This is a genomic window from Indolivaga macrotermitis (assembly GCF_900128985.1).
Lineage (GTDB): Bacteria > Bacteroidota > Bacteroidia > Bacteroidales > Dysgonomonadaceae > Dysgonomonas_A > Dysgonomonas_A macrotermitis.
This window is the reverse complement of record NZ_FQUC01000001.1, coordinates 198529-223661: the sequence shown is the minus strand read 5'-3', so window position 1 is coordinate 223661 and position 25133 is coordinate 198529. Positions and strand designations below refer to the sequence as shown.

Below are 25133 nucleotides of genomic sequence, written 5' to 3'. Positions count from 1 at the left end.
GCAGAGCCCTACCCCTACACAGATTCGCTATATTATTTACTGTTTACTGTACTACCTCTACCCACATTCCGCTTGTACGGCTTTGTGTCTGTGTGCTATACATAGCTTCGGTGGAAACTGCCGGCAGGTAGAAACGTCCGCAATAAGCAGCCTGCAACCTGATCTTCACAGTTGTAGAATATCCGTATCCGAGGTTGAAGAAAGTCATCACTCTATCGTCACGTATATCCTGATAATTAAATGAAGATGTATTATTGGCTCCCGAATTAAACAACCGGTTATTAAAGATTTCCCATCCCGAAGGGAAAATCTGATTCAGTGCCACATCCGTGATAGCCTCACCCGAAACATTCTGTACAACCACATTGGCATAGAACTCTGTTCCCTGACGGAGCGACTTCACATCTATCTCATTATTATTCTCGTCTACATACTTCACATACAAGTTAAGCCCGTTATTTACCGGAGCCGATTTGTCGACCAAAGGTTGCGTACGTCCAACCAAACGCACATACAACTGCCCTTCGCCCGTATTAGTGAAACTCACATTAACGGCTTCCTGTGGTTTTATCGGAAACTCCTGATAAACCAATCCCGAACTTTGGGATTTTTGAGGGACACCGTTCAACGACCAGTCGAAGGCAATAATACCTTTACCCATCTTCTCGGCAAGTTTCGACATAGCTATAAGACCATAAGCCGCACTCTGTGTAGAGATGTAATAAGAATTCAGTTCTTCCGACACTTTCGGGGCGATTGACAAAGCTTTGGATGTTTGTCCTAACAGCAGGTTAGTCTCCATTATCATCGCCATATCGCGCGCCGGACTACCGTATGTATTATTATTTGCCGAATAATTATCGACAACCATATTCGCACTTCTTATGACCTGATTAGCTGCTTCTTTTTTACCTGCTAAAGCATAAGCTCCGGCAAGCCTCCAGCGAGCCTGTACAGACAGATCGCTCATCTCCTTCAGTCGGTTCATAGCTCCCAGTTCGGGTTGATTCGCCAATGCCAGCGTATACAAGCGGTAAGCCTGTTGCAAATCGGTCATCGAATACTTGTAATAAGAATTATAGAGGTCTCCCCTGTTCCAACGCTGAGCTGCTTTTTTCTGGAACTGTTTCCATTTACTGATAACAGATTCCGGCACATTATATCCCTTATTCTGCGCTTCTATCAGAAAATGACCTGCATAAGTTGTTACCCACTCGGTAGGATACGAAGATCCGGGCCAGTAAACAATACCACCATCGCCCAGCTGACGTGATGCCAGAATCTTGATAGCCTCGTTTACCACATATTTCATGCGTTCATTCTCCTTATCTGTAAATTTCCTGAATGCACTTACATATAAGAGAGGGAAAGCACGGGAAGTTACCTGTTCCGAACATCCATACGGATAATCGAACAGATACGACATATTTTTACTCAAGTCCACACTCGGCATACGCGACACTTCCAGTTTTGCCCAGTCATCGGCTGTGGGATAATCCATTTCGATATTCAAATCGGCACTATTACCGGCACTGACAAGCGCTTCCGATGTCAGCAGAATAGCCGGATTGGGGTTGCGGACTTCTATATCTATCGTTTCGTTAGAGGTTTCGCCTCCTCCTGTCGCTTTTATTGTAATCTTTTCGGCTCCGGTCTTCTTCGCTACTTTTACTTTGAAATATACTACCTTGTCCCCCACTTCGGTAAATGCAATCGATTTGGATGTACCTTCGGTAAACTGCATTAACCCGTTGGACGCCTGTACCGAAATGTTGACGTTCTTCACCTTCTTATCCATCGCAAATACATTGACAGGCAGAAGTATTTCTTCGTCAGGCCCTGCTACACGCGGCAAAGTCGACAATACCATCAACGGATTTTTCACCTGAACAGTCTTTTCGGAGTTACCGTACGCTCCATCGCTATTTCCGGCAACAACCATCACACGCACCGAACCGACATACGGATCGAGTTTGATCTTATGGCTCTGCGTTTCGCCTTTCTTCAAGGTAAATGGCCCGAGGTATTTCACGATTGGTTTAAAACGGTTTACCGGATTAGTAGACGGCTTCAAGGCTTCATCCCCACCGATGCTCAATAGAGGCCCCAGTTTTCCGGTCTGTGCACCTACAACCATATCGAACATATCCCATGTGCGGACACCGAGTGCCTGACGGGCGTAAAAATCGGCCCACGCATTTGGTGTTTTGAATGATGTTAAATCCAACAATCCTTCGTCTACCACAGCAAGGGTATAAGTCATGCTTTTCTTATTCTTTTCTGATACCTCCACCGAGAATTCTTTTTCGGGACGTAATTCGTCCGGCATTGTGATAACCGGAGTCAGTATCGTATTCTTATTATCCACACTGATGTTCAGCACTCCGTACATACGTATCGGAAGATCGTTGTCGGTCTGGGCATGAGGTTGCAACAAAGTCGCAAACACATAGAAATTAGGAGTCATTTCCTCAGTAACCTCAAATGTGTATTTTGTATCCTCAGTTGCATTGGTCTTCACCCAATTGCGGGATAATACCTTCGATCCGTTCTCTATGCTGATCAAAGCGCGTCCGTCGGAACTCTTTGGCAGTACAACGGTTGCTTTTTCTCCTACGCCATACGAACGTTTGTCTGTCGAGAACGACAACATAGTCAGCCCGCTCGCATCCTGTTTATCTGCACGCCCTCTCCACGACGGCCAATCTACATAGATTATTTTTCCGGATGTATGTCCGCCTTTGTCCGTAGCCAGTACCAGATAACGCCCCCATTCGGGATAATCGACCCTGAATTTAACACGGGCTTTTCCTCCCGAGGTCGAAATATCCTGATCAAGAACGATATTTGCCGATGTACTGTTTACGTATGACGAAAGATCATCATTGTTACGGTTCCACCACCAAGACCAGTTTACCTTATATACCTTAACATTGATTCCCGAACGGTTGGTTGGTTTGCCATCGGACGTCAAGGATACAATATCTATCATGTTATCCTTATCGGTTTCCAGCATATCATAATCAGACTCTGCCGGAGACTTCACCCCTATATAAGCCGGATAAGGCGAATAAGCGACAGTCTGGGTATAGATACTGGCATCGCCTCCCGACTCGAATACCCGCGAAATGAAATTTGCCCTCAGCATACCGGGAGCATTCACCGCCGGAGGTAATTGAGCTGTTACACTGGCATTTCCACTTGCATCCAAACGCCCTTCGAAAATGGTATATGTATCGGAATTAAACTTATTCACAGGATTGTTGAACGAGTAACTCTCGTAGCCTTTAAACGGATTAGAGAGATAAGAAAGGCTCATCTCCACTGTAGCCTTCAGATTGGAAGCCGGCGCACCGTGCAACCATTGAGACGATAAGCCACTGCTGAACGAACCCCGGCTCGCATCTAATACTTCTCCTACATTTAACCGGATTTTCAAACGGTTAGGCTTAACGGTCTCTATCTTCACCGTTTTGGAGAAAGTAGCGCCTCCCACTTTTATTACTGCCCGCCAGTTACCGGTTACAGCATTAGCATCTGTTGCCAGTTTGAAAGGATAAAATCCGTTTATCCCATTCGTATTCACCGACTTATGATACAACTGCCCTGTCGGGGTAAATAATTCCAGCGAAACCGGATGCCCCTTAGGCAGGGTATTATCTTTATCATCCAGAATAAATGTCAGGTAAATAGAATCGCCCGGACGCCAGACTCCCCTTTCGCCGTAAATATATCCTTTCAGCCCTTTTTCTATTTCTTTACCACTCACATCGAAGTTACTCAACGACAATGAGAGGTTCGAGGTCACTTTCAGATATCCTTTTTCCTTATCATTAGTAGCTACTATCACAAACGGAACTCCGCCCTGATAAGGTACCGATACAAATCCGTCCCCATCGGTTTTTCCCGAACCGATACGCTGCATCTGGAAATTATAAATATCCACTACAGCACCCGACAAGGGTTTGGTTGTAAGAATATCTGTCAATACAACCTGTACTTTCTTTTCCGAGCCAATCTTGGCTATCATTCCTATATTGGAAGCCAACACCACGCAATCCGAGCGGCGGTTGGTATAATAGCTCTTCTTACAAGGGTCATCCCGTTCCACCCAATCGTAATCTGACCAGTCCGATTCGTCATAGTAGTAAGTATAGGGCTGATCCCATTTTGCTTCTTCGTCTTCTGAAATCGAATTATTATCGAACCGTTCCAATTCCGAGCCTTGCGGTACTTGCGGAATCATTCCTCCGCATGGATACAGCGAATATTCTTGCTTGAAAGTAAATAACACCCTGTAAATAGCTCCCGGATCTTGTTTTATCAATGTAGACAGGTCGAGATAGAAATTATTCCATTCGCCAAGCTTCAGTGTCCGGTCTTCATCCAAGCGGATGCGCTTTTTGGCCACCAACCGTCCAAACCTACGCAATTCTTCCGAACCGCCTATGTTATTCGATTGAAGGTAGCCTAATACGTTGTTCTCATATATTTTGATAACCGACACATCTACTGCCCAAAGGTTAACCGCCTGAAAAGGAATATTAAGGTTATCCGAATTAGGAAGTATATTCCCTGCATTCAGCAGTTTTACATCGGGCTTGTTCTTTGCCACCGAAAGGTCGTAATTATATGTCCGGTCGAGACGTTTACCTCCTGCACTTTTCAACTCCTTATAAATGCTCAGATTAACATTCGATGCACTATTACTTCCATCGAGATAAAGTTTTAACACATTCTTCTGAATGTCATACGAAAAATTCTCAACGCCATTAGGAGTTACCAGTCCTTGTATATTCTGGTTACTCGACAACGGATCGCTGAATGTTATGCGGATACATTCCGTAGGTTCGTAGGCGGTACGTACATCAACCACAGAAAACTCATTTTGCTTTATCCCGGGTATATTGATCTGCAATTTATCGGCTTCCTTTTTCGCTCCTACAGGGCTACCGTCTACATTCAGTATATACACTAAATCCTGCGAAGTCCGCTTCAGGCTGTCTATGGTAAACAGGTATTTACCGGATGTTTCGGTAGGGCTGACCTTTACTTTAGCATCATTGGGATTACCTTCTACTTTGAACATCTTTTCGATATCGGCAATCTGCGCATCATCGGCAAAAGAGATGGTTCCCTGCACAGTATTCCATGTGAGGTCATTGTCTTTAGTCGGTGAATATGGCAATAAATCCACACTGTAATTCTGTTCAGGCACATTGAAATAGAAATAGAATTCTTTGAAATCTTTTTCGACCTGCAACACTTTATCCAATTTGAACCATACATCGTATATTTCGCCTTGCTTCAGTTCTCCCGGCTCAGGGACAAACTTAATGGAGCGCGAACTGGTCCAGTATGCTTTTCCTTTGATTTTAGGTGAAAATTCGAACAGGTCGTCTTCTATCTCCTTGTTTAATTCTACAGCAGGCATATCCTGATTCAATTCGATCTGAATTGACGAAGAAGAAGATACCGTTCCGTATGTAAACGCTGCTATATAACGTGCAAATTCCGGATTAATAGTTCTCGGCCCTTCGCTCCGGCACGAATTCACGAGCAATAATAAAACTAAAGAGGACAAAAATATAAATCCCGAAACAATCTCTTTTCTCATGGCCATCTTCTTTTTTGAATATAAGTGTTGAATACCGGTAATAAACGTAAAAAACAAATGTAATACTTTTCTCTTAACTTTTGCTTTCGCTACGGGAGAAACGTTACCCTTTGTTAGAAACACGAAAAAGCCTGTTTATGTTCTCTGGCAATGGTTTTTGAGGGTATTTCTTAAAAAAATCTTAACCCTTTGAGTTTTCCGGATTATGACAAAAAGATATTATACCGGAAGAATATTTAATCTTATTGTATATTAAAACCGTTTTATTTAAAATCTTTTTTCATATATTTGTTAAAGTCTCACTATTCTTTCACTTACACACATAATATGTTTGTATGAAGAGTTTTTTCAAGAGTGTTCTGGCCACTATTGTCGGAATATTAATCAGCAGTGCTATTATAGGCGTTATTTGCGCTTTTTTATTTTTCGGGTTTATAGGGATTATTCTGAGTAGTTCTTCAGAATCTTATTCCCTTAAGAATAATACGGTTATGACTATCAACCTTACAGGAGTGATGAAAGACCGGGTTATACCCAATCCCATTTACAGTTACTTAGGATTAGACGGTGACCCCGAAATGAGCCTGACGGATATTCTTGCTGCAATAAAGAAGGCTAAGAATAACGATAAAATCAAGGGTATATATATCCGTTCGGGATATTTCTCCGCATCCAGTTCTTCCCTTAACGAGATACGTGAAGCTTTACTCGAGTTCAAATCGAGTGGCAAATTTATAGTTGCCTATGCCGACGACTACCTTCAAGGTGGTTACTATGTATCTTCCGTGGCTGACAAAGTCTTTCTGAATCCGCAAGGATCGCTCGATTTACACGGCTTATCGGTCAGTCCTACTTTTTATAAAGGAATGCTCGATAAACTAGGTATAGAAATGCAGATATTTAAGGTCGGCACATACAAATCGGCTGTAGAACCGTATATAACAGACAAAATGAGCGACGCCAACAGAGAACAGGTAAGTTCATTTGCCAATGACATATGGGCTTCGATCCTGAAAGGAATATCGGATTCGAGAGACATACCGATCGAAGACCTGAACAGGCTGACTGATACTTTACCGGCATTCAGAGGCGGCGATTTTATCATCAACAACAAGTTGGCTGACGACTTATTATATGAAACGGAAGCCAAACAATATTTAAAAAACATGCTGGGCTTATCAGAATCTGACGATCTGTATACTGCATCGGTAACTGATATGCAGTCGGTAACCGATCCTAAAGAGTCGGGATCATCAGACCGGATAGCCGTATTATATGCCGAAGGTTCGATTGTCAGCGGAACCGGTTCGTCCGACATAAATGACAGATACCTGATACGCCAAATCGAGAAGCTTCGCGAAAATGATGATGTAAAAGCAGTAGTCTTCCGTGTAAATTCTCCCGGAGGAAGTGCTTATGCTTCCGAGCAAATCTGGAAAGCAATAACGAACCTTAAGGCAGTAAAACCTGTTATAGTATCTATGGGCGGATATGCAGCATCGGGCGGATATTACATTTCGTGCAATGCAACCAAGATATACGCACAACCGACAACCCTTACAGGATCGATAGGTATCTTCGGGATGTTCCCTAATGTAGAAGGGCTTACCAATAAGGTCGGACTTACTTTCGATGAAGTAAAAACAAATAAGTTTTCGGATTTCGGTGATATTACCCGCCCGATGACCACCGACGAAAAAGTAATCTTGCAACAATATATCGAGCGGGGCTACCGCCTGTTCCTGACCAGATGTTCCGAAGGTCGCAATATACCAATGGATGTTATGGAGCAAATAGCCGAAGGCCGTGTATGGACCGGTAAGCAAGCTCTTAGCTTAGGCTTGGTAGACGCCCTCGGCGGCATGGACGATGCTATCAGAGATGCTGCCATGATTGCAGGCCTTTCGAGTTACACGGTTTCCGAATATCCGCGAAAACCCGGACCTTTCGACGAATTCTTTAAAACCCAGAAAGACGAATTTGCCACACGTACCCTGAAAGAGTATTTAGGCGGCGACTTCCAACTGCTGAAAACAATCAAAGAAATTAAAGATCTGAAAGAGCAAGATTTCATACAGGCGCGGATGCCTTATGATCTCGAAATCAAATAAAGTCCGATTAAAAAATATCCCCTTTTATAACCTGTGCCACTAAGCAAAAACATACATATTAATAAATGGCTATTACCATTATCGTGGTTATACGGGATTGTCGTGTTTTTCAGGAACAAACTTTTCGATTGGAAAATACTCAAGCAAAAGCAGTATCCTCTACCCGTTATTTGTGTAGGCAACATCACAGTAGGCGGAACAGGTAAAACACCACATACCGAATACCTGATCGAATTATTGAGCAAACGGTACAAAGTTGCTGTTCTCAGCCGGGGATACAAACGGAAAACATCGGGATACATGCTGGCAACCTCCGAATCGACTGCCGCCCAGATAGGGGACGAACCCTTCCAGATAAAAAATAAATTTCCGGATATATTAGTTGCTGTAGACAGTAAGCGCCAAAGAGGCATAGAAAACCTGCTGGCTTTACCGGAAGAACAAAAACCGGATGTTATACTTCTCGACGACGCATTCCAGCACAGATATGTAAAACCCTCATTTACAATTCTGCTGACAGACTACAACCGGCTTATGACAAGGGATACATTACTCCCCGCCGGACGGCTCCGCGAACCGGCTTACCTCGCAGAAAAAGCAGATATAGTTATTATCACTAAATGCCCTTCTGTAATTAACCCATTAGATCAGAGAATATTATCGAAAGAAGTAGAAGTATACCCCTATCAGCATTTGTTTTTTACCTCATTCGAATACGGATTACTGACCCCTGTATTTTCGGAAGATAAACCCCGGCTTACCCTAAAGGAAATTACGAACAAAGATGTACTGATAGTTACAGGTATTGCCAATCCTAAACCCCTTCACCGGAGAATTAAAAGGTATACAAAAAAAATCGAAAAGTTGTCGTATCCCGATCATTATGAATTTACGCAAAAAGACTTGGATGATATACTTCAAAAGTTAAAATCGCCGGAGAAAGAAGATAAGATTATCATAGTCACCGAAAAAGATGCAGCACGCCTCAAATCTTTTACTAATTTGGATGAATCTTTCAAAGATAAATTCTATTATTTGCCTATAGAAGTTACCTTTGTAAATTCGCACGACCGAGAAACATTTAATAATAAAATAATAGAACATGTTACAGAAAATTCAAGCAACAGCCGATTACATTAAAGGTAAGGTAGGCAATATCCCCCAATATGCTATCATTTTGGGCACGGGGCTTGGTGAACTGGCAAACGCTATCACTGACAAAAAAGAGTTACCATACAACGAGATTCCCAATTTCCCGGTATCAACAGTAGAGGGGCACAGCGGAAAACTTATATTCGGTAAACTGGGAGACAAAGAAGTTATTGCTATGCAAGGGCGCTTCCATTTTTACGAAGGATATGATATGAAGGAAGTTACTTTCCCTATCCGTGTATTTCAGGCATTGCAGGTAAAATACCTCTTTGTGTCGAATGCGGCAGGTGGCATGAACGGAAGCTTCGATATAGGCGACATCATGCTGATTGACGACCATATCAATCTGTTTCCCGAACATCCTTTACGTGGGAAAAACTTTAACGAACTGGGAACCCGTTTCCCCGATATGAGTAATGCTTACGACAAAAACTTACGACTGTTGGCGATGGAGATAGCCAAAGAAAATGATATAAAACTTCAACACGGAGTATATATAGGAACTTCGGGCCCTACATTTGAGACTCCTGCCGAATACAATTACTTCCGTATCATCGGAGGGGATGCCGTAGGTATGTCTACCGTTCCTGAGGTAATTGTGGCCAATCATGCAAAAATGCAGGTACTTGCTTTCTCTATTATTACCGATATAGGTATTATCGGCAAGATTGTAGAAGTTACTCACGAAGAAGTGCAGGAGGCTGCCAAAATAGCCCAACCCAAGATGGCATTTATCATAAAAGAAGTAATAAAAAGGATCGATTAAAGTATCCGGTCTTTATATTCTCTGAAAACTTATATAATTTTGGAATCATGACAATCTTATCTTGTCGTGATTCCAAAATGTTTTATTTAAAACCAAGCATCAGTAAAAAATATGCAAAACGCTAAACGTACCGAGATAGCCCGTCTGGGTGAATTTGGACTTATAAAGCATCTAACCGAAAAAATAGAATTAAAGAATAGCAGTTCCCAACTGGGAGTCGGCGATGACGCTGCCATTCTTTCTTATACTGGCGATGATTCGAAGAGAGTACTTGTTACTACAGACTTATTACTCGAAGGTATCCATTTCGACTTAGTGTATGTCCCTCTTAAACATCTGGGTTATAAATCCGCCGTAGTCAATTTTTCAGATATCTATGCCATGAACGGACAGCCTAAACAGATAACTGTATCATTAGGTATATCTAAACGTTTTTCGGTAGAAGACCTCGAAGATTTTTATGCAGGTCTGAACTTAGCCTGTCAGGAATACGGAGTCGACATTGTCGGAGGCGATACATCTGCTTCCCTTACAGGGCTTGCCATATCTATCACCTGTATAGGTGAAGGAATGGACGGAAAGGTTGTAACCCGGAGCGGGGCTAAAGAAACCGATATCATCTGTGTATCGGGCGATTTAGGTGCTGCTTATATGGGATTGCAGTTACTCGAAAGGGAAAAGGCGGTATTTGATGGTAAAAAGGATTTTACGCCGGATTTCTCAGGTAAAGAATATTTACTCGAAAGACAACTTAAGCCTGAAGCAAGGAAAGACATTGTAGCCACACTGGCTGCCGAAAACGTGCTTCCTACTTCGATGATAGATATATCGGATGGCTTATCTTCCGAACTGTTGCACATTTGCACACAAAGTAAAGTCGGATGCCGCATTTACGAAGAGCGTATTCCTCTGGATTATCAGACAGCTTCTATGGCCGAACAATTTAACCTGAATGTTACGACAGTAGCCCTTAGTGGTGGCGAAGACTACGAATTACTATTCACCGTTCCGCTTCATAAGCACGAAATAGTGTCGAAGATGAAAGGCGTACATGTTATCGGACATATCACCAACGAGTCTTTGGGACTAGCTATCGAAACGCGTGACGGTACAGAAATAGAATTAAAAGCTCAGGGCTGGAATTCTTTGGAAGAATAATTATGAATGATTAAGCAGGTATCTACAAAAGATAATTTCGAGTTATTAGCCAGATTACTGAACGAGGCTTTTCGGACTGTAGCACATGAGTTTGGGCTTACTAGAGAAAACTGTCCCACAAATAATGCCTTTATTACAGGGGATGAATTGAAATCTCAATTAAACGAGAAACGTAAATTCTTCTATCTTACCGAAGATTCGAAACCGGTAGGTTTTATTGCCATAGAGAAATCCGAAAGGGAAGACAGAACTTTCTATATTGAGAAAGTAGCTGTTCATCCGGCATACAGACGGAGAAAAATGGGCGTTAAATTAATGGACTTTGCTACCGGATACATAAGAGAGTTGAATGGTAGTAAAATCTCAATCGGAATCATTAACGAAAACGTACAATTGAAAAAATGGTACAGCCTTCAGGGTTTCAGAGAAACCGGCATAAAGATATTCGAGCATCTACCTTTCGATGTATGTTATATGGAAAAAATAGTATCAAAATAAAAAAGTGTCCGGCAAATCCGGACACTTTTCTTATTTAATGTTTAGTTATCTACTACTTACTCCGACAAATAGCGTTCAGCTTCGATAGCAGCTTTACAACCACTTCCTGCAGCAGTAATGGCCTGACGGAATATTGGGTCTGCTACGTCTCCGGCAGCAAATACTCCGGGAATATTAGTACTTGTAAGATTCGGTACTGTTTTGATATAACCCACTTCATCCAAGTCCAGTTGTCCGGCAAAGATATCGGTATTCGGTTTATGACCGATAGCAAGGAAGAATCCGTCAATAGCGATATCGAATTTTTCTTCATTTGCTTCGCCTTTGTGACGAATAAGGTGTGCGCCTTCTACCCCGTTTTCACCGAATAAGCCTAATGTATTTGTATTATATAAGATTTCAATCTTTTCGTTCTTTTCAACTCTATCCTGCATTACTTTCGATGCTCTCATGAATGGCTTACGTACAATCAGATATACTTTACTTGCCAACCCTGACAGATAGATAGCTTCCTCACAAGCTGTATCACCACCTCCTACAACGGCAACCACTTTTTTACGATAGAAGAACCCGTCGCAAGTAGCACAGGCTGATACTCCCATTCCGGCATATTTAGCCTCATCGGGTAAACCTAAGTACTTAGCGGTAGCACCTGTAGATATAATAACTGTATCAGCTTCGATAACAGTCTTTCCGTCTACAGTGATTTTTTTAGGAGAAGCCTTCAAATCGGCAGCTGTAACGATTCCGGTACGGATATCAGCACCATATTTTTCAGCTTGTTTTTTCAGGTCTTCCATCAATTCTGTACCTGTTATACCTTCAGGGTATCCAGGAAAATTTTCCACTTCTGTAGTAGTAGTCAACTGCCCTCCGGGTTGTATTCCTTCGTATAATACAGGAGATAAGTTTGCTCTTGATGCATAAATAGCCGCAGTGTATCCTGCAGGACCTGAACCAATAATCAGACAACGTACTTTTTCGCTCATAATGTTTGTATGTTTTATTTTGTTATTTCAATATTGATAGCAAAATTATAGATTCCATTTATCAAAAACAAGTCTTCATAGTAACTTATTTTCTATCATAAGATAAACAAATTCTATGCTTTGCCAAAACCTCAACCGAACAGATTACCGCAGATCTATTATTTCAACATCAGGATAATCTTTCTTACTGAATACAAATGTATTGTCCGGCAAGTTTACCCCTTGCTGCATCTTACGTATCTTCAAATGGTTATTAATCCCATTAGTTCCGTACAGGCTAACAGAGGTAAACAAATAGGTTGCTTTATCCAGTGTAACTGTCATTTTACTGTAATCCTGCGATTTCTGAGGAATCATATCTACTACAATAACAGTCTTTGCCCCTTCTTTCTTCTCTCCCTGATAGACCAGTTTGAAACCACTCTTGTAAATATTGAGCAATACGGAAGGACTTACTCCTGCCAACTCATCACCGGTCGGATTACTTACATTCACCTCATCACCGCCTTTCGCATATACCCATTGTGTTTTACCATCAAACCAGGTAATACCGTCAGGTACATCTATCTTAAACTTATTACCTTTCAGGTAAGCTTGACCATCCTGACTATGAATCACTCTTTGCTTTACTTCTTCCGTATTCAATGTAAAAACAGCATGCATTCCTCCGGCACTATTATATGCTGCACTTGCTTTATCTAGTATTTGTCGGGCATCCTGGGCTTTTACCTGTAATATTCCGCAAACTAATAACAATAGAATTAACTTAGCTTTCATCTTTCAGTTTTCTTGTTTAGACTATTAAAACAACCGAACGTTTAATTTGTTAACAGCGGGTTGTACATCATAATAGCATGGTTCTCCGAGACAAGCTCTTCTTCAACCTGATCACTACTCAGACTTGTCTTTCGTTTCCATATCTTATTATGACGGGTATATCCGCCCCACCATTGCTGCTTGATCTGATGATCGGTTTCAAACACTTCAAATTTACTATCAATCGGACAATCGGACAACAATTCCCCGTTAAGATATGTATCATCGAGCCATAAATTGATCCGGTAGCTTTGGGATGTATCGTTTGTCAGTTGTAAATCAATATAATTATAGGACAATGTAGCTCCACACGCAAACGGTATTTTCCGGTTGATATCCGGGAACACATCAAAACTGTGCCGCCAACGCTCGGTTACCTTCAAGTCTGAATGTAAAGCCATCCAATAAAGAAGGTTACCCAATTGACATAATCCACCGCCTATATCGGTCAGGATTTGACCGTTGTGCAAAGCCAATCCTTCGAGATATCCTTTTCGTCTGGAAGGACGTCCGACCTGCTTCCATATCGAAAACATTTTGCCCGGTTCGATTATCGTACCGTTCAATTTTTCGATTGCTAGCCGCAGATTTGTAATTTTATTATGTTGCAGGTACATATCCACATCCTTGAGTGGACGTAACAGTACCGACCTGTGCTTTATCAATGAATGCTGGCAACTATCGTTCTCTTTATTAATGTAACTATATCGCGACAGATGCTGTAACCAATACAATTTCCTTTTCAGTATAAAATATTCTTTGCCCAGAAAACTCCTTAGTTTCCCTCTGTGTTCAGGCTTGCGAACTTCCCGAAAATCCATAATTAGTGTCTTTAATTGTCTTTCTAAGTGTTGTCAGGTCTCAGACCTTCGATATATAATCCTTAAAAATAACAATTAATGAAAGAACTCGGGCATTTGCTCAAAGAAACTTATCGTACCTTTCAAATAGAACTGATTTTCTGCTCGAGACTATATTCGTCTGCAATAAGCACATCACGGGGTTTGCTTCCCTGAGTCGGGCCGACGATACCTGCAGCTTCCAACTGATCCATCAGGCGTCCGGCACGGTTGTAACCGATCGAAAATTTACGTTGAATCAATGATGTAGATCCTTGTTGATGAACAACTATCAGGCGGGCAGCTTCTTCGAACAAAGGATCTTTGTCGCTCAGATCAACGGCTCCCGGCTTATCTTCATCGTTTGCACTTACGAATTCGGGCAGTTCAAATGCATGCGCATATCCCTGCTGTTTTCCGATATATTGCGTTATCTCTTCAACCTCCGGTGTATCTACGAAAGCACACTGTATACGTACAAGGTCACTACCCTGAGAGAATAACATATCTCCTCTACCTATCAATTGATTAGCCCCCGACATATCGAGGATAGTACGTGAGTCGATTTGCGATGTCACACGGAAAGCCATACGCGCCGGGAAATTCGCCTTGATCGTTCCCGTAATAATATTGGTTGTAGGGCGTTGGGTTGCAATAATCATATGAATACCTACCGCACGGGCTTTTTGGGCGATACGGGCAATAGGCATCTCAATCTCTTTTCCGGCAGTCATTATCAGGTCGCCAAACTCATCGATAATAACTACGATGTATGGAAGGAAACGGTGTCCTTTCAAAGGATTCAGACGGCGTTTCTTAAACTTCTCATTATATTCTTTGATTGTTCTTACATTTGCAGCCATCAATAACTCGTAACGGTCATCCATCTCCTTTGTCAGCGAATTCAAAGTCTGGGTTACTTTAGTTACATCGGTAATAATAGCCTTTTCTGCATCAGGTAATTTTGCCAGGTAATGCTTTTCTATGGTCGAATAGATATTGAACTCAACCATTTTAGGGTCTACCAGCACCATCTTCATTTCAGCAGGGTGCTTCTTATATAGGAGCGATGTGATAATAGCGTTCAGCCCGACCGATTTTCCTTGTCCTGTTGCACCCGCTACCAGAAGGTGAGGCATCTTACACAAATCGAACATGAATATTTCGTTGGTAATAGTCTTTCCTAATGCTACAGGAAGGTCATAAGCACACTCTTGAAAACGTTTCGATGCAATAACCGACTGCATAGAAACAATCTGAGGATCTTTATTCGGCACCTCTATACCGATTGTTCCTTTTCCGGGCATCGGTGCAATGATACGGATACCCAAAGCCGAAAGGCTCAGTGCAATATCATCTTCGAGATTCCGGATTTTAGAAATACGGACTCCCGCCTGAGGAACAATCTCATAAAGTGTGATCGTTGGCCCTACCGTTGCTTTTATATTGGTTATCTCAATACCGTAATTACGAAGGGTATTGATAATTTTCTCTTTATTTGCCTTTTGCTCATCCATGTCGACCCCTTTGCCTGTGGTGTCATACACTTTTAGCAACTCCATGGATGGAAACTGGAATTGCGACAGATCTTTTGTAGGATCGTATTCCTCCATTTCCTCCCCATCTACAGCATCCAGAATATCGGATTCACCGGAAGACGTAACCGGAGGTGCCGTTATTATAGGGCGAGCCTGTTCGGTACGGGGAGCCTGATAAGTTTCTTCCTCCGGAATTACGATTTCGAAATCGTCATCCAGAGCATTATTCGTGTTTCTTAAAGGTTTTTCCACTAATGGGGTTATAGAACGGGTAACAACCGGCACTTCTGCAACATCATTTTCGGGATAACTATTTATCAGATCAATTTCCACATCCTGCTGTTCGCCGTCGTCTTCTTCCTGATCGTTGTCTGCTAATACTTTTTTCTTGAACAGATTAATAAAACGGGCAATAATAGAAGGTTTCTTTTCTACTATTTCATCCTCTGTCTCCTCGATATCGTCAATCAATTCAGCATCTCCATTTTCTTTATTTGCACCGGGAAACTTATTCCGGTAGAAATCCATCGATGTTTTCTTTGTTATAACCGAGAAAACTACGAGCAACATTACAATGATCAAAACCACACCTATACTACCCACCGTGGTTTCGAGCAATTGCTCCAATATATAACCGTGGCTTCCACCCCAAATAACATGGCTATCGGGAAAAATCTTTGTCAGGATAAATGAGCTGAATATCGAACCCCATATAAGGACAAAGGCCGAGAGGATAAAACCTTTGATCAATGATATGGTTTTTATTCCCATCAATCTCAATCCGATGATCGAAATATAGAGAGGAATAATCATAGCGAATATCCCGAAATACTTATTAATAAGACCTTCTGCAACAAATGCACCGCCAACCCCTGTCCAGTTGGCTATATCCTGCTTATGAATGATAAGATCGATAAAATTCTTATTAACCACTTTACTCTGGTCGGCAGCTCCGGTGAAGAAGAAAGAAATCATCCCTATAAGCATATACAAAGCAATAAAGACAACACAGACACCTATCAAGAAATGTCCTCTTTCGCTCCGTAAAAAACGAAGTATACTCGACCCTGTTTTTGCACTATTCTTTTTCTTTTTACTTTTTTTTGGAGGCATATATAAATAACAGTCTTTAGACTAACTTTAATCTTTTATAGTGTATATCCCCGAACAAAACATTCTGAATATAAAAGATATAACTTCACTACATTTATTCAGGCTTGGAAATAACAAAGATACATCTTTTCGAGTTAGAATCAATAATTTGTCATATTTTACAATTAATGAAATTAAAAATGAATCGACAATAGACTAAACAACGACATTCTACGTTTTTAGTTCATAACAAATACCTAAATACAACACGATGAGATTAATTATCCAACCTGATTTCGAGAATCTATCACAGTGGGCTGCAAACTACGTCGTAGCCAGAATTAATGCAGCTGAACCAACAGCCAATCAACCTTTCGTTTTAGGCTTGCCTACAGGTTCTTCTCCGCTGGGAATGTATAAATGCTTAGTAGACCTTTGCAAGCAGGGTAAAGTATCGTTCCGGAATGTAGTTACATTCAATATGGATGAATATGTAAACATACCTGAGAATCATCCTGAGAGTTACCACTCTTTCATGTGGAATAACTTTTTCAGCCATATTGATATCAAAAAAGAAAATGTTAATATACTGAACGGTAATGCTCCTGATCTGGAAAAAGAGTGTGAGAACTACGAAACTAAGATAAAAGCTGTAGGAGGTATTGACCTTTTCTTAGGAGGTATCGGTCCCGACGGACATATTGCCTTCAACGAACCGGGATCGTCGCTGTCGTCGCGCACCCGTGTAAAGACATTGACCAGAGATACCATCATCGCTAACTCGCGTTTTTTTGATAACGATGTCAATAAAGTGCCCAAAACAGCCCTTACTGTAGGTGTGGGTACAGTTATGGACGCTAAAGAAGTTCTGATTATGGTAAATGGACATAACAAAGCCCGCGCTTTGGCGCAAGTAGTAGAAGGTTCGGTAAATCATATGTGGACTATTACTGCACTTCAACTGCACCCTAAAGCAATCATTGTATGTGACGAAGCTGCAACCGAAGAGATTAAGGTAGGAACATACAGATACTTTAAGGATATTGAAAAAGAGAATCTTAATCCCGACAGTCTACTGAAATAAAACGGCTCCTGACCATAGACAATAAAAAAACAGCAAAAGAATTGCTGTTTTTTTTATTTATACCATATTTACGGGATTTACAAACCCGAAAATCATTTATAACTTTGCATTTACTAAAAAAGACAGACAATGAAGAAGTATATATTTTCTCTTGGTATTCTGATTCCTTTATTCTTTGGAGCATGTAATTCAAAATCTCCTCAAAATGAACAGTCTCTAAAAGACGGAAAATGGCGAGGAGAATTCTCTGCAAAAGAAGGAATTATACCATTTATATTTGAAATAAAAAAAGGTGCTCCCAACACTAATACATACCTGACCTTTATAAATGGGGGAGAAGAAGTTATATCGGATTCCGTAACATACCGAGGTGACAGTGTTTTCATTCCTATCAAAGCTTACGATACCCAATTCGAAGGTGTATTTAAAGGTGATACCCTGAGTGGTGTATTCAAAAGGCTTTTCGCTGATAATGATAAAGGCTTACCTTTCAAAGCTATATACGGAGAATCGCCCCGTTTTACCGCCGAAGGAACAGCAACCGACACTCTTACCGGAAAATGGGATATACAATTCCTTACGGATTCATCCTCAGTATCCAATGTCGGCATTTTCAAACAGGATAATGGTATTCTGACAGGTTCGATCCTAACTAATTCGGGAGACCTCCGTTATCTGGAAGGAGTAATCGATCAAAATGGATTCAAACTCTCTGCATTTGCCGGACTCAGCCCTTATCTGGTACAAGGTAAGTTTACAGATAAGAATAATTTTGAAGGAGAGTTTATCACAGCCAGAGGAAAACAAAAGATAAAAGGACAAAGAAATGACAAAGCAACCCTTGCCGACCCTTATACTCTGACCAAACTTAAACCGGGAAGTAAATCGCTCAGTTTTAAACTACCGGATCTGAAAGGAAATACAGTATCTCTATCTGACGATAAGTTCAAAGGGAAAGTCGTAATTGTTTCTATACTCGGAAGCTGGTGTCCTAACTGCCTTGATGAAGCCGCATTCCTTGCTCCTTGGTACAGGGATAATAAATCGAGAGGAGTTGAAATTGTTGGCTTAGCTTTCGAAAGAAAAGATGATCCCGAATACGTGAATAAAGTATTATCGAATTTCGTTCAGAAATACAATATCGAATATGATGTTCTATTCGCAGGAAAAATAGGTGCTGATAAAACAGTTCTGCCCGAAATAGACGGACTGAAGAGTTATCCCACGACTTTCTTTATCGACAAAAAAGGAAACGTACGAAAAATACATACAGGCTTTAATGGCCCGGCAACAGGATTGTTTTACGACGAATTCAAAGCCGATTTCAACAAGATAATTGATGATCTGCTTAACGAAAAATAAGGGTTATTTTAGTTATTGGTTAAAAGGAGAAGGAGAGAAACCACTGAGGTTTCTCTCCTTTTTTCATCTGATCTAAATCTCTCAAAAAAAGCCCCGGAATAACCGAGACTTTACATTATTTATATAAGGACTGAATACTTTCACTTGATAATCAAATCTTTTTGATTTCGCCATCCTCTAAAACTACATGTCAGATTTTTATTCTCTGGAAGTAAGAAGAAAGAAAGGACTTCTCCTGTTTTTTTTACATATATGTGATTCTGAATCTTTAGATCATCTATTACATAAGCAGACTTGAAATATTCAATTGCCAAAGAATCATTCTGGTAATAGTTCCGAAGGTTTTCAATCACAATAGAACACTTTCCCTCAATTAGTCCTTGTGCGGAAGTAACAGGTATTTGAAAGAATAAGGAGACAGCAGATATGAAAAAGATTTTTCTCATTTGATTCTTATTTAAATAAATCTAAGCAAACCACTCAATTGAAGTAATTGTGTATTGCGATCCATCAAAATCATAAAATAACCTACCATAGCCATGAGATGCACAACCCGATGATCCACCTTTTATCTTTTGTTGATTAGCCTTAGAGATCTCTTTCTTCTTAAAATTCTTGATTGTTGTTTTCATTATGTTTTGCTTTTGTGTTATAAACTTGCAGCAAGTAAGCCATAAATCACAAAAGAAAGTATAACCAAACTATCGTTTTTTCGTCAAAAAGAAAGGGTCGATAAAATTATCGACCCTTCTCATGTTACAAAAATATTATTTTTATTTATGTTTTGCTTTCAATGCTTCAAATATCAAACCTTCCAGCTCCTCGGCCAATTCAGGATTATCTTTGATCATATCCTTAGACGCTTCTCTTCCCTGTCCCAGTTTGGCATCGTTATAGCTATACCACGAGCCGCTCTTCTTGATAACACCCAACTCTGCACCTAAGTCGATAATTTCGCCTGCACGGGAGATTCCTTCTCCATACATAATATCGAATTCTGCTTTGCGGAAAGGAGGTGCAACTTTGTTTTTCACCACTTTCACACGAGTCTGACTTCCTCTTACTTCTTCACCATCCTTTAATTGACCGATACGGCGAATATCCAAACGAACAGATGCGTAGAATTTCAGGGCATTACCTCCTGTTGTTGTTTCGGGATTACCGAACATTACCCCGATCTTATCACGCAACTGGTTGATAAATATACAGGTCGTATTCGTTTTATTAATAGCAGCTGTAAGTTTACGAAGAGCTTGAGACATCAAACGGGCTTGAAGACCCATCTTCGAATCACCCATATCTCCTTCCAACTCAGCTTTTGGTGTCAATGCTGCCACAGAGTCGATCACCACAATATCAATAGCTGATGAACGAATCAACTGTTCTGCAATCTCCAAAGCCTGCTCACCGCTATCGGGTTGAGATATCCACAAATTGTCTATATCTACACCCAATTTTTCTGCATAAAAACGGTCAAAAGCATGCTCCGCATCCACAAATGCAGCTATACCTCCGGCTTTTTGAGCTTCCGCAATGGCTTGTATTGCCAAGGTTGTTTTACCTGATGACTCCGGGCCGTATATTTCGATAACACGTCCACGTGGGTATCCTCCAACTCCTAATGCAGCATTTAACCCGATGGAGCCTGTAGGAATAACAGGAATCTCTTCTATTTTCTCGTCGCCCATTTTCATGATCGAGCCTTTTCCATAGCTTTTCTCGATCTTTTCCATTGCAGCTTGTAAAGCTTTTAATTTATCGCTGCTGGGTGCAACTTTTTTGCCAGCTTTTTCTGCTTTTGCGGTTTCCTTATTATCTTTTTCTTCTGCCATTTGTTTTGGTTATTTCTTTAATGATTCGAGCCATTCTAAAATTTGTTCGGCATGCTCTTTTGCCTTAATCTCTTTGGGGGTAAAGATATGGGTAATTACTCCATCCTCATTGATAAGGAAAGTAGTACGCAATGTCCCCATATATTTTTTTCCGGCAAGGGTTTTCTCTGCCCACAAGCCGAATGTTTCGACCAATACTTTATCGGTATCGGCAATCAAACGAAAAGGCAATTCAAATTTCTCAATAAACTTATTATGCGATTTTTCATCATCAACACTTACTCCTACAATTTCATAACCGGCATGACGCAACTCGTAGAAATTGTCCCGGAAATTACAAGCCTCAGCTGAGCATCCCGGGGTGTTATCTTTCGGATAGAAGTATAGTATAAACTTCCTTCCTTGATAATCGCTTGCCTTGACCTCTTTTCCTTCCTGATCTTTTCCCAAAACTTCGGGGATTCTATCTCCAATATTCAATGCCATTATTTCTTAGATTAATTTGAACCAAAGATAAGATTTAATTCTTTTGACTAAAAATAATTCTTGTATGTGTTGAAAACTAATTAAGTCGATAATCCTTCTTAATGGTTCTGTTACTTATAACGACCTATTTTTCAATAAAAAAACGGACAATCACCGACTTACAATATTACACACATATGTAGCCAATCTGTTTAAGAATAGAAGTATATTTATATAATCGATTTACAATAGAGCTTCTATCTGCTGTTTTTCTAAATATTTTGTCTAATTTAGCAATCCTGAAAACCTACAGAATCTCTTCTCATATATAGAGATTCGATACACAATAAATTTTTAGGTATAATTTCGTATGAAAACAATTGTAATACTAGGAGATGGTATGGCCGATGAGCCAATCGAAGCATTAGGTAACAAAACCCCTCTGCAAGCAGCAAAAAAACCGTATATCGATTTGCTTGCTTCGAAAGGAAAAAGTGGCTTGCTCGATACGATTCCGCCCGGATTTAAACCCGGTAGTGAGATTGCCAACCTCTCGGTATTAGGGTATGATGTACCTAAAGTATTTGAAGGACGCGGTTCATTGGAAGCCGCCAGTATGGAGATTGATATCGAACCGGGAGAAATGGCTATGAGATGCAATGTCATTTGTCTGGAAGACGGCAAAATAAAAAACCATTCAGCCGGACACATTTCGACCGAAGAAGCAGCCGAGTTGATCCATTTTCTGGATAAAGAATTAAATGATGGAACTGTCAGCCTCTATCCGGGAGTATCATACCGCCATTTACTGAAAATGAAAGGAGGTAACAAGAATTTGGATTGCACTGCTCCCCATGATGTATTAGGCACTCCGTTCAAAGATGTTTTGATCAAGGCAACAGAACCCGAAGCAGAAGCAACTGCCAAATATCTGAATGATCTTATCATCAAGTCACAGGAATTACTGAAAGACCATCCTATTAATAAAAAACGCATTGCTGAAGGTAAAGATCCGGCAAACAGTATCTGGCCTTGGTCTCCGGGGTATAGACCTCAGATGCAGACACTACAGGAGCTGTACGGAATAAAAAGTGGCTCTGTCATTTCAGCCGTCGATCTGATTATGGGAATTGGAAAATATGCGGGATTAAAGCTCATCCATGTAGAAGGAGCTACCGGATTATATGATACAAATTACGAAGGAAAAGCTCGGGCTGCAATAGATGCCCTCAAGCATGACGATTTTGTTTATCTCCATATCGAAGCCAGTGACGAAGCAGGACACGAGGGTGATTATGATCTGAAAACAAAAACTATTGAATATCTGGACTCCCGTGTAGTGAAAACTATATACGAGGCAACCAAAGATTGGGACGAACCTGTTACCATTGCGGTATTGCCAGACCACCCTACCCCATGCTATTTACGTACTCATACCAATAAACCGATTCCGTTCCTGATTTACCGCTCAAATGAAAAAGGCGATGACGTTCAGGTATACGACGAGTTCGAATCAGCAAAAGGAGCTTATGGTACTATTGTCGGGCATGAGTTTATGGATACTTTATTCTTTAAACGGTAATATATGAAGATAAAACTAGCTTTATTTCTATTTATCGCTTTGCTTTTCGTTAACTGTAAAGATGCTTCAAAAGGAGTAAATTCTAGTCAGGCTGTTGATGCAATCTCTGACTCAACAGCATGGGCGCAGAAGGAGCTTGCTCAATTAAGCAACTCGTGGGTTATCGACACTCTTTCTTACGATGACATAGTTCGTGTCAATGATGATCCGAAGAAACAAGGTATGTCTATCAGTGTTTTTATGGCATGCCCCATATCTTCGCCCAAAGGAACCGATCTTCCGGCTATACAAAAAACCATTGCCGGAATATTCGATCACGAGAACAAACCGGCAACACCGAAAGAGGCTTTTGACAATATAGCGGAAAAATACAGAAAGGATGCACAGAACTATGCCCGAGATTGGGAGGTAGAAGGCAATGAGTTTATAAATTTTTCGAACTTTGAGCAGAGTGTAGGCCTTTCTATTGCCAGTATATTCAGTCAGCTCATTACTGTAAGCACAGGATATAGTTCGTATTTAGGAGGAGCCCACGGTTCATTTTTCGTCAGGTATGACAATATAGAAACAAAAAGCGGAAAACATATTCCGGAAGAAGTGCTTTTCAAGAAAGATTATGAAAGCAAATTAGCTCCCATGATCCGGGACGAAATAGCCCGCAGAAATAGTCTGCCGAATGAAGAAGAACATTTGTCTCTACTTGTCGAATTATCTGAAATACAATCCAGCGGGAATTTCTATTTCGACAAAACGGGGATTATCTTTGTTTATAACCAATATGAGATAACGCCGTACGTGCAAGGAGTAGTAGAAATAAGTATACCATACAGCAAAATCAAACCTTTGATAAATGATACTTATCTACCTTTAATTACTTCGGTAGAAAAAGACAATGCTTAAAACAAAAAACACCCGACCACGATGAAATATTACAGTACAAATAAGCAAGCCGCCGAAGCTTCTCTTCAAGAAGCTGTTGTAAAAGGGTTGGCTTCCGACAAAGGCCTGTTTATGCCCGAAAAGATAAAACAGTTGCCACAATCTTTTTATGATAAGATAGATACCCTGTCTTTTCAGGAAATAGCATATACGGTAGCCGATGCCTTCTTCGGAGAGGATGTGGATGCTGATACACTGAAAAAAATCGTATACGATACACTTAGTTTTGATACTCCTCTGGTACATGTAAACGATAATATTTACAGCCTCGAATTGTTTCACGGACCTACGCTTGCTTTTAAAGATGTAGGCGGACGTTTCATGGCGCGTTTACTGGCTTATTTCATAAAGAAACAAGGACAAAGCGATGTTAAAGTTCTTGTAGCTACATCGGGTGATACAGGAAGTGCCGTAGCAAACGGTTTCTTAGGTGTAGACGGGATACATGTATATGTCCTTTACCCGAAAGGAAAAGTTAGCCCTATTCAGGAATGCCAGTTTACCACTCTTGGACAAAATATTACAGCGATAGAAATAGACGGAACTTTCGACGATTGTCAGGCGCTGGTTAAAACTGCATTTATGGATGCCGACCTGAATAAACAATTAAACCTGACTTCGGCCAATTCAATCAATGTCGCGCGTTTCCTTCCTCAGGCATTTTACTATTTCCATGCTTATGCACAACTAAAAAAAGAAGGAAAAGCAAACAATGTTGTTATTAGTGTACCCAGCGGAAACTTCGGTAATATTACTGCGGGACTGATAGCCAAACGGATGGGACTGCCCATTAAACGTTTTATTGCGGCAAATAACAGCAACGATATATTTTATGAATACCTGCAAACAGGCAAATACAATCCCCGTCCGTCGGTACAGACTATAGCTAATGCAATGGACGTAGGCGACCCCAGTAATTTTGCCCGTGTACTCGATTTGTACAATCAATCGGTGGACGAGATCAGGAAAGATATTTCCGGATGCTGGTATAAGGATGAAGCTATCGCGCAAACTCTAAAAAGTACATTCGAAAAAACAGGGTACCTACTCGACCCTCATGGAGCATGCGGATATCAGGCTTTGGCAGACGGATTGGCCAAGGACGAGACAGGGGTCTTCTTAGAAACCGCGCATCCTGCAAAATTCAAAGAAACTGTGGAAGATATTATCGGTCAAACAATCGAGATACCTAAACCTCTACTTGAATTTATGAAAGGTGAGAAAAAGAATATCGAACTGAAAAACAGCTACGATTTATTCAAAGAGACTTTATTGAAAGATAAATAAGAGTTC

Annotated in this window: 19 protein-coding genes; 10 read left to right on the top strand and 9 right to left on the bottom strand. The window is 40.8% G+C overall.

What is annotated here, in order from left to right; all coding sequences use genetic code 11:
- Window positions 1-43: 43 nt before the first annotated feature.
- Window positions 44-5617 carry an alpha-2-macroglobulin family protein gene (locus tag BUC12_RS00990; protein WP_070808525.1) on the bottom strand — a complete coding sequence of 1858 codons (5574 nt, stop codon included), beginning with the start codon at window positions 5615-5617 and terminating at the stop codon, window positions 44-46.
- 335 nt (window positions 5618-5952) lie between these two features.
- On the opposite strand from BUC12_RS00990, the gene sppA reads away from it, so the two are divergent.
- The 5 genes from sppA (at window position 5953) to BUC12_RS00965 (ending at window position 11302) form a co-directional block, all read left to right on the top strand.
- On the top strand, window positions 5953-7728 hold the full coding sequence (sppA, locus tag BUC12_RS00985) for a signal peptide peptidase SppA (RefSeq protein WP_062175313.1): 1776 nt from the start codon (window positions 5953-5955) through the stop codon (window positions 7726-7728).
- A gap of 33 nt (window positions 7729-7761) precedes the next feature.
- Window positions 7762-8868 carry a tetraacyldisaccharide 4'-kinase gene (lpxK, locus tag BUC12_RS00980; RefSeq protein WP_062175312.1) on the top strand — a complete coding sequence of 369 codons (1107 nt, stop codon included), beginning with the start codon at window positions 7762-7764 and terminating at the stop codon, window positions 8866-8868.
- A complete protein-coding gene (locus tag BUC12_RS00975) occupies window positions 8831-9646 on the top strand; it encodes a purine-nucleoside phosphorylase (RefSeq protein WP_062175311.1) in 816 nt (271 codons plus the stop codon). Before lpxK ends, BUC12_RS00975 begins: the two co-directional genes overlap by 38 nt.
- A 111-nt stretch (window positions 9647-9757) precedes the next feature.
- Entirely contained in the window at window positions 9758-10804 is a 1047-nt protein-coding gene (gene thiL / locus BUC12_RS00970) for a thiamine-phosphate kinase (protein ID WP_062175310.1), read from the top strand.
- Window positions 10805-10810: 6 nt separating this feature from the next.
- Window positions 10811-11302 carry a GNAT family N-acetyltransferase gene (locus BUC12_RS00965; protein WP_062175309.1) on the top strand — a complete coding sequence of 164 codons (492 nt, stop codon included), beginning with the start codon at window positions 10811-10813 and terminating at the stop codon, window positions 11300-11302.
- A gap of 56 nt (window positions 11303-11358) precedes the next feature.
- Here BUC12_RS00965 and trxB read toward each other — a convergent pair whose 3' ends face one another.
- The 4 genes from trxB to BUC12_RS00945 all read right to left on the bottom strand — a co-directional run bounded on the left by trxB (window position 11359) and on the right by BUC12_RS00945 (window position 16597).
- Entirely contained in the window at window positions 11359-12291 is a 933-nt protein-coding gene (trxB, locus tag BUC12_RS00960) for a thioredoxin-disulfide reductase (RefSeq protein WP_062175308.1), read from the bottom strand.
- Window positions 12292-12435: 144 nt separating this feature from the next.
- The gene (locus tag BUC12_RS00955; protein WP_062175307.1) at window positions 12436-13068 is read right to left on the bottom strand and encodes a LolA family protein; all 633 of its coding nucleotides are present in this window, start codon (window positions 13066-13068) and stop codon (window positions 12436-12438) included.
- A gap of 41 nt (window positions 13069-13109) precedes the next feature.
- Window positions 13110-13928: a VanW family protein gene (locus BUC12_RS00950; protein WP_062175306.1), complete on the bottom strand. Its 819-nt coding sequence runs from the start codon at window positions 13926-13928 to the stop codon at window positions 13110-13112.
- 122 nt (window positions 13929-14050) lie between these two features.
- Window positions 14051-16597, bottom strand: a complete 2547-nt coding sequence (locus BUC12_RS00945) for an FtsK/SpoIIIE family DNA translocase (RefSeq protein WP_062175305.1) — start codon at window positions 16595-16597, stop codon at window positions 14051-14053.
- Window positions 16598-16847: 250 nt separating this feature from the next.
- Between BUC12_RS00945 and nagB the strand changes: the two genes are divergently transcribed.
- Window positions 16848-17660, top strand: coding sequence for a glucosamine-6-phosphate deaminase (nagB, locus tag BUC12_RS00940; protein ID WP_062175304.1), 813 nt, complete (start codon window positions 16848-16850; stop codon window positions 17658-17660).
- 129 nt (window positions 17661-17789) lie between these two features.
- Window positions 17790-19022, top strand: a complete 1233-nt coding sequence (locus BUC12_RS00935) for a peroxiredoxin family protein (RefSeq protein WP_062175303.1) — start codon at window positions 17790-17792, stop codon at window positions 19020-19022.
- 140 nt (window positions 19023-19162) lie between these two features.
- Here the strand turns inward: BUC12_RS00935 and BUC12_RS00930 are convergent, their stop codons facing one another.
- The 4 genes from BUC12_RS00930 to bcp all read right to left on the bottom strand — a co-directional run bounded on the left by BUC12_RS00930 (window position 19163) and on the right by bcp (window position 21340).
- Window positions 19163-19468 (bottom strand): hypothetical protein, encoded by a 306-nt coding sequence (locus BUC12_RS00930; RefSeq protein WP_062175302.1) that lies wholly within the window; start codon window positions 19466-19468, stop codon window positions 19163-19165.
- 21 nt (window positions 19469-19489) lie between these two features.
- On the bottom strand, window positions 19490-19654 hold the full coding sequence (locus BUC12_RS19955; protein WP_157257461.1) for a hypothetical protein: 165 nt from the start codon (window positions 19652-19654) through the stop codon (window positions 19490-19492).
- A 141-nt stretch (window positions 19655-19795) separates the two neighbouring features.
- Entirely contained in the window at window positions 19796-20854 is a 1059-nt protein-coding gene (recA, locus tag BUC12_RS00925; protein ID WP_062175301.1) for a recombinase RecA, read from the bottom strand.
- Between the two features lie 9 nt (window positions 20855-20863).
- On the bottom strand, window positions 20864-21340 hold the full coding sequence (bcp, locus tag BUC12_RS00920) for a thioredoxin-dependent thiol peroxidase (protein ID WP_062175300.1): 477 nt from the start codon (window positions 21338-21340) through the stop codon (window positions 20864-20866).
- A gap of 349 nt (window positions 21341-21689) precedes the next feature.
- Between bcp and BUC12_RS00915 the strand changes: the two genes are divergently transcribed.
- From BUC12_RS00915 to thrC, 3 genes are read left to right on the top strand one after another with little or no spacing between them, the layout of a single operon-like run.
- On the top strand, window positions 21690-22901 hold the full coding sequence (locus tag BUC12_RS00915; protein WP_062175299.1) for a cofactor-independent phosphoglycerate mutase: 1212 nt from the start codon (window positions 21690-21692) through the stop codon (window positions 22899-22901).
- 3 nt (window positions 22902-22904) lie between these two features.
- The gene (locus BUC12_RS00910; protein WP_062175298.1) at window positions 22905-23801 is read left to right on the top strand and encodes an RsiV family protein; all 897 of its coding nucleotides are present in this window, start codon (window positions 22905-22907) and stop codon (window positions 23799-23801) included.
- Between the two features lie 21 nt (window positions 23802-23822).
- A complete protein-coding gene (gene thrC / locus BUC12_RS00905; protein ID WP_062175297.1) occupies window positions 23823-25127 on the top strand; it encodes a threonine synthase in 1305 nt (434 codons plus the stop codon).
- Window positions 25128-25133 lie beyond the last annotated feature (6 nt).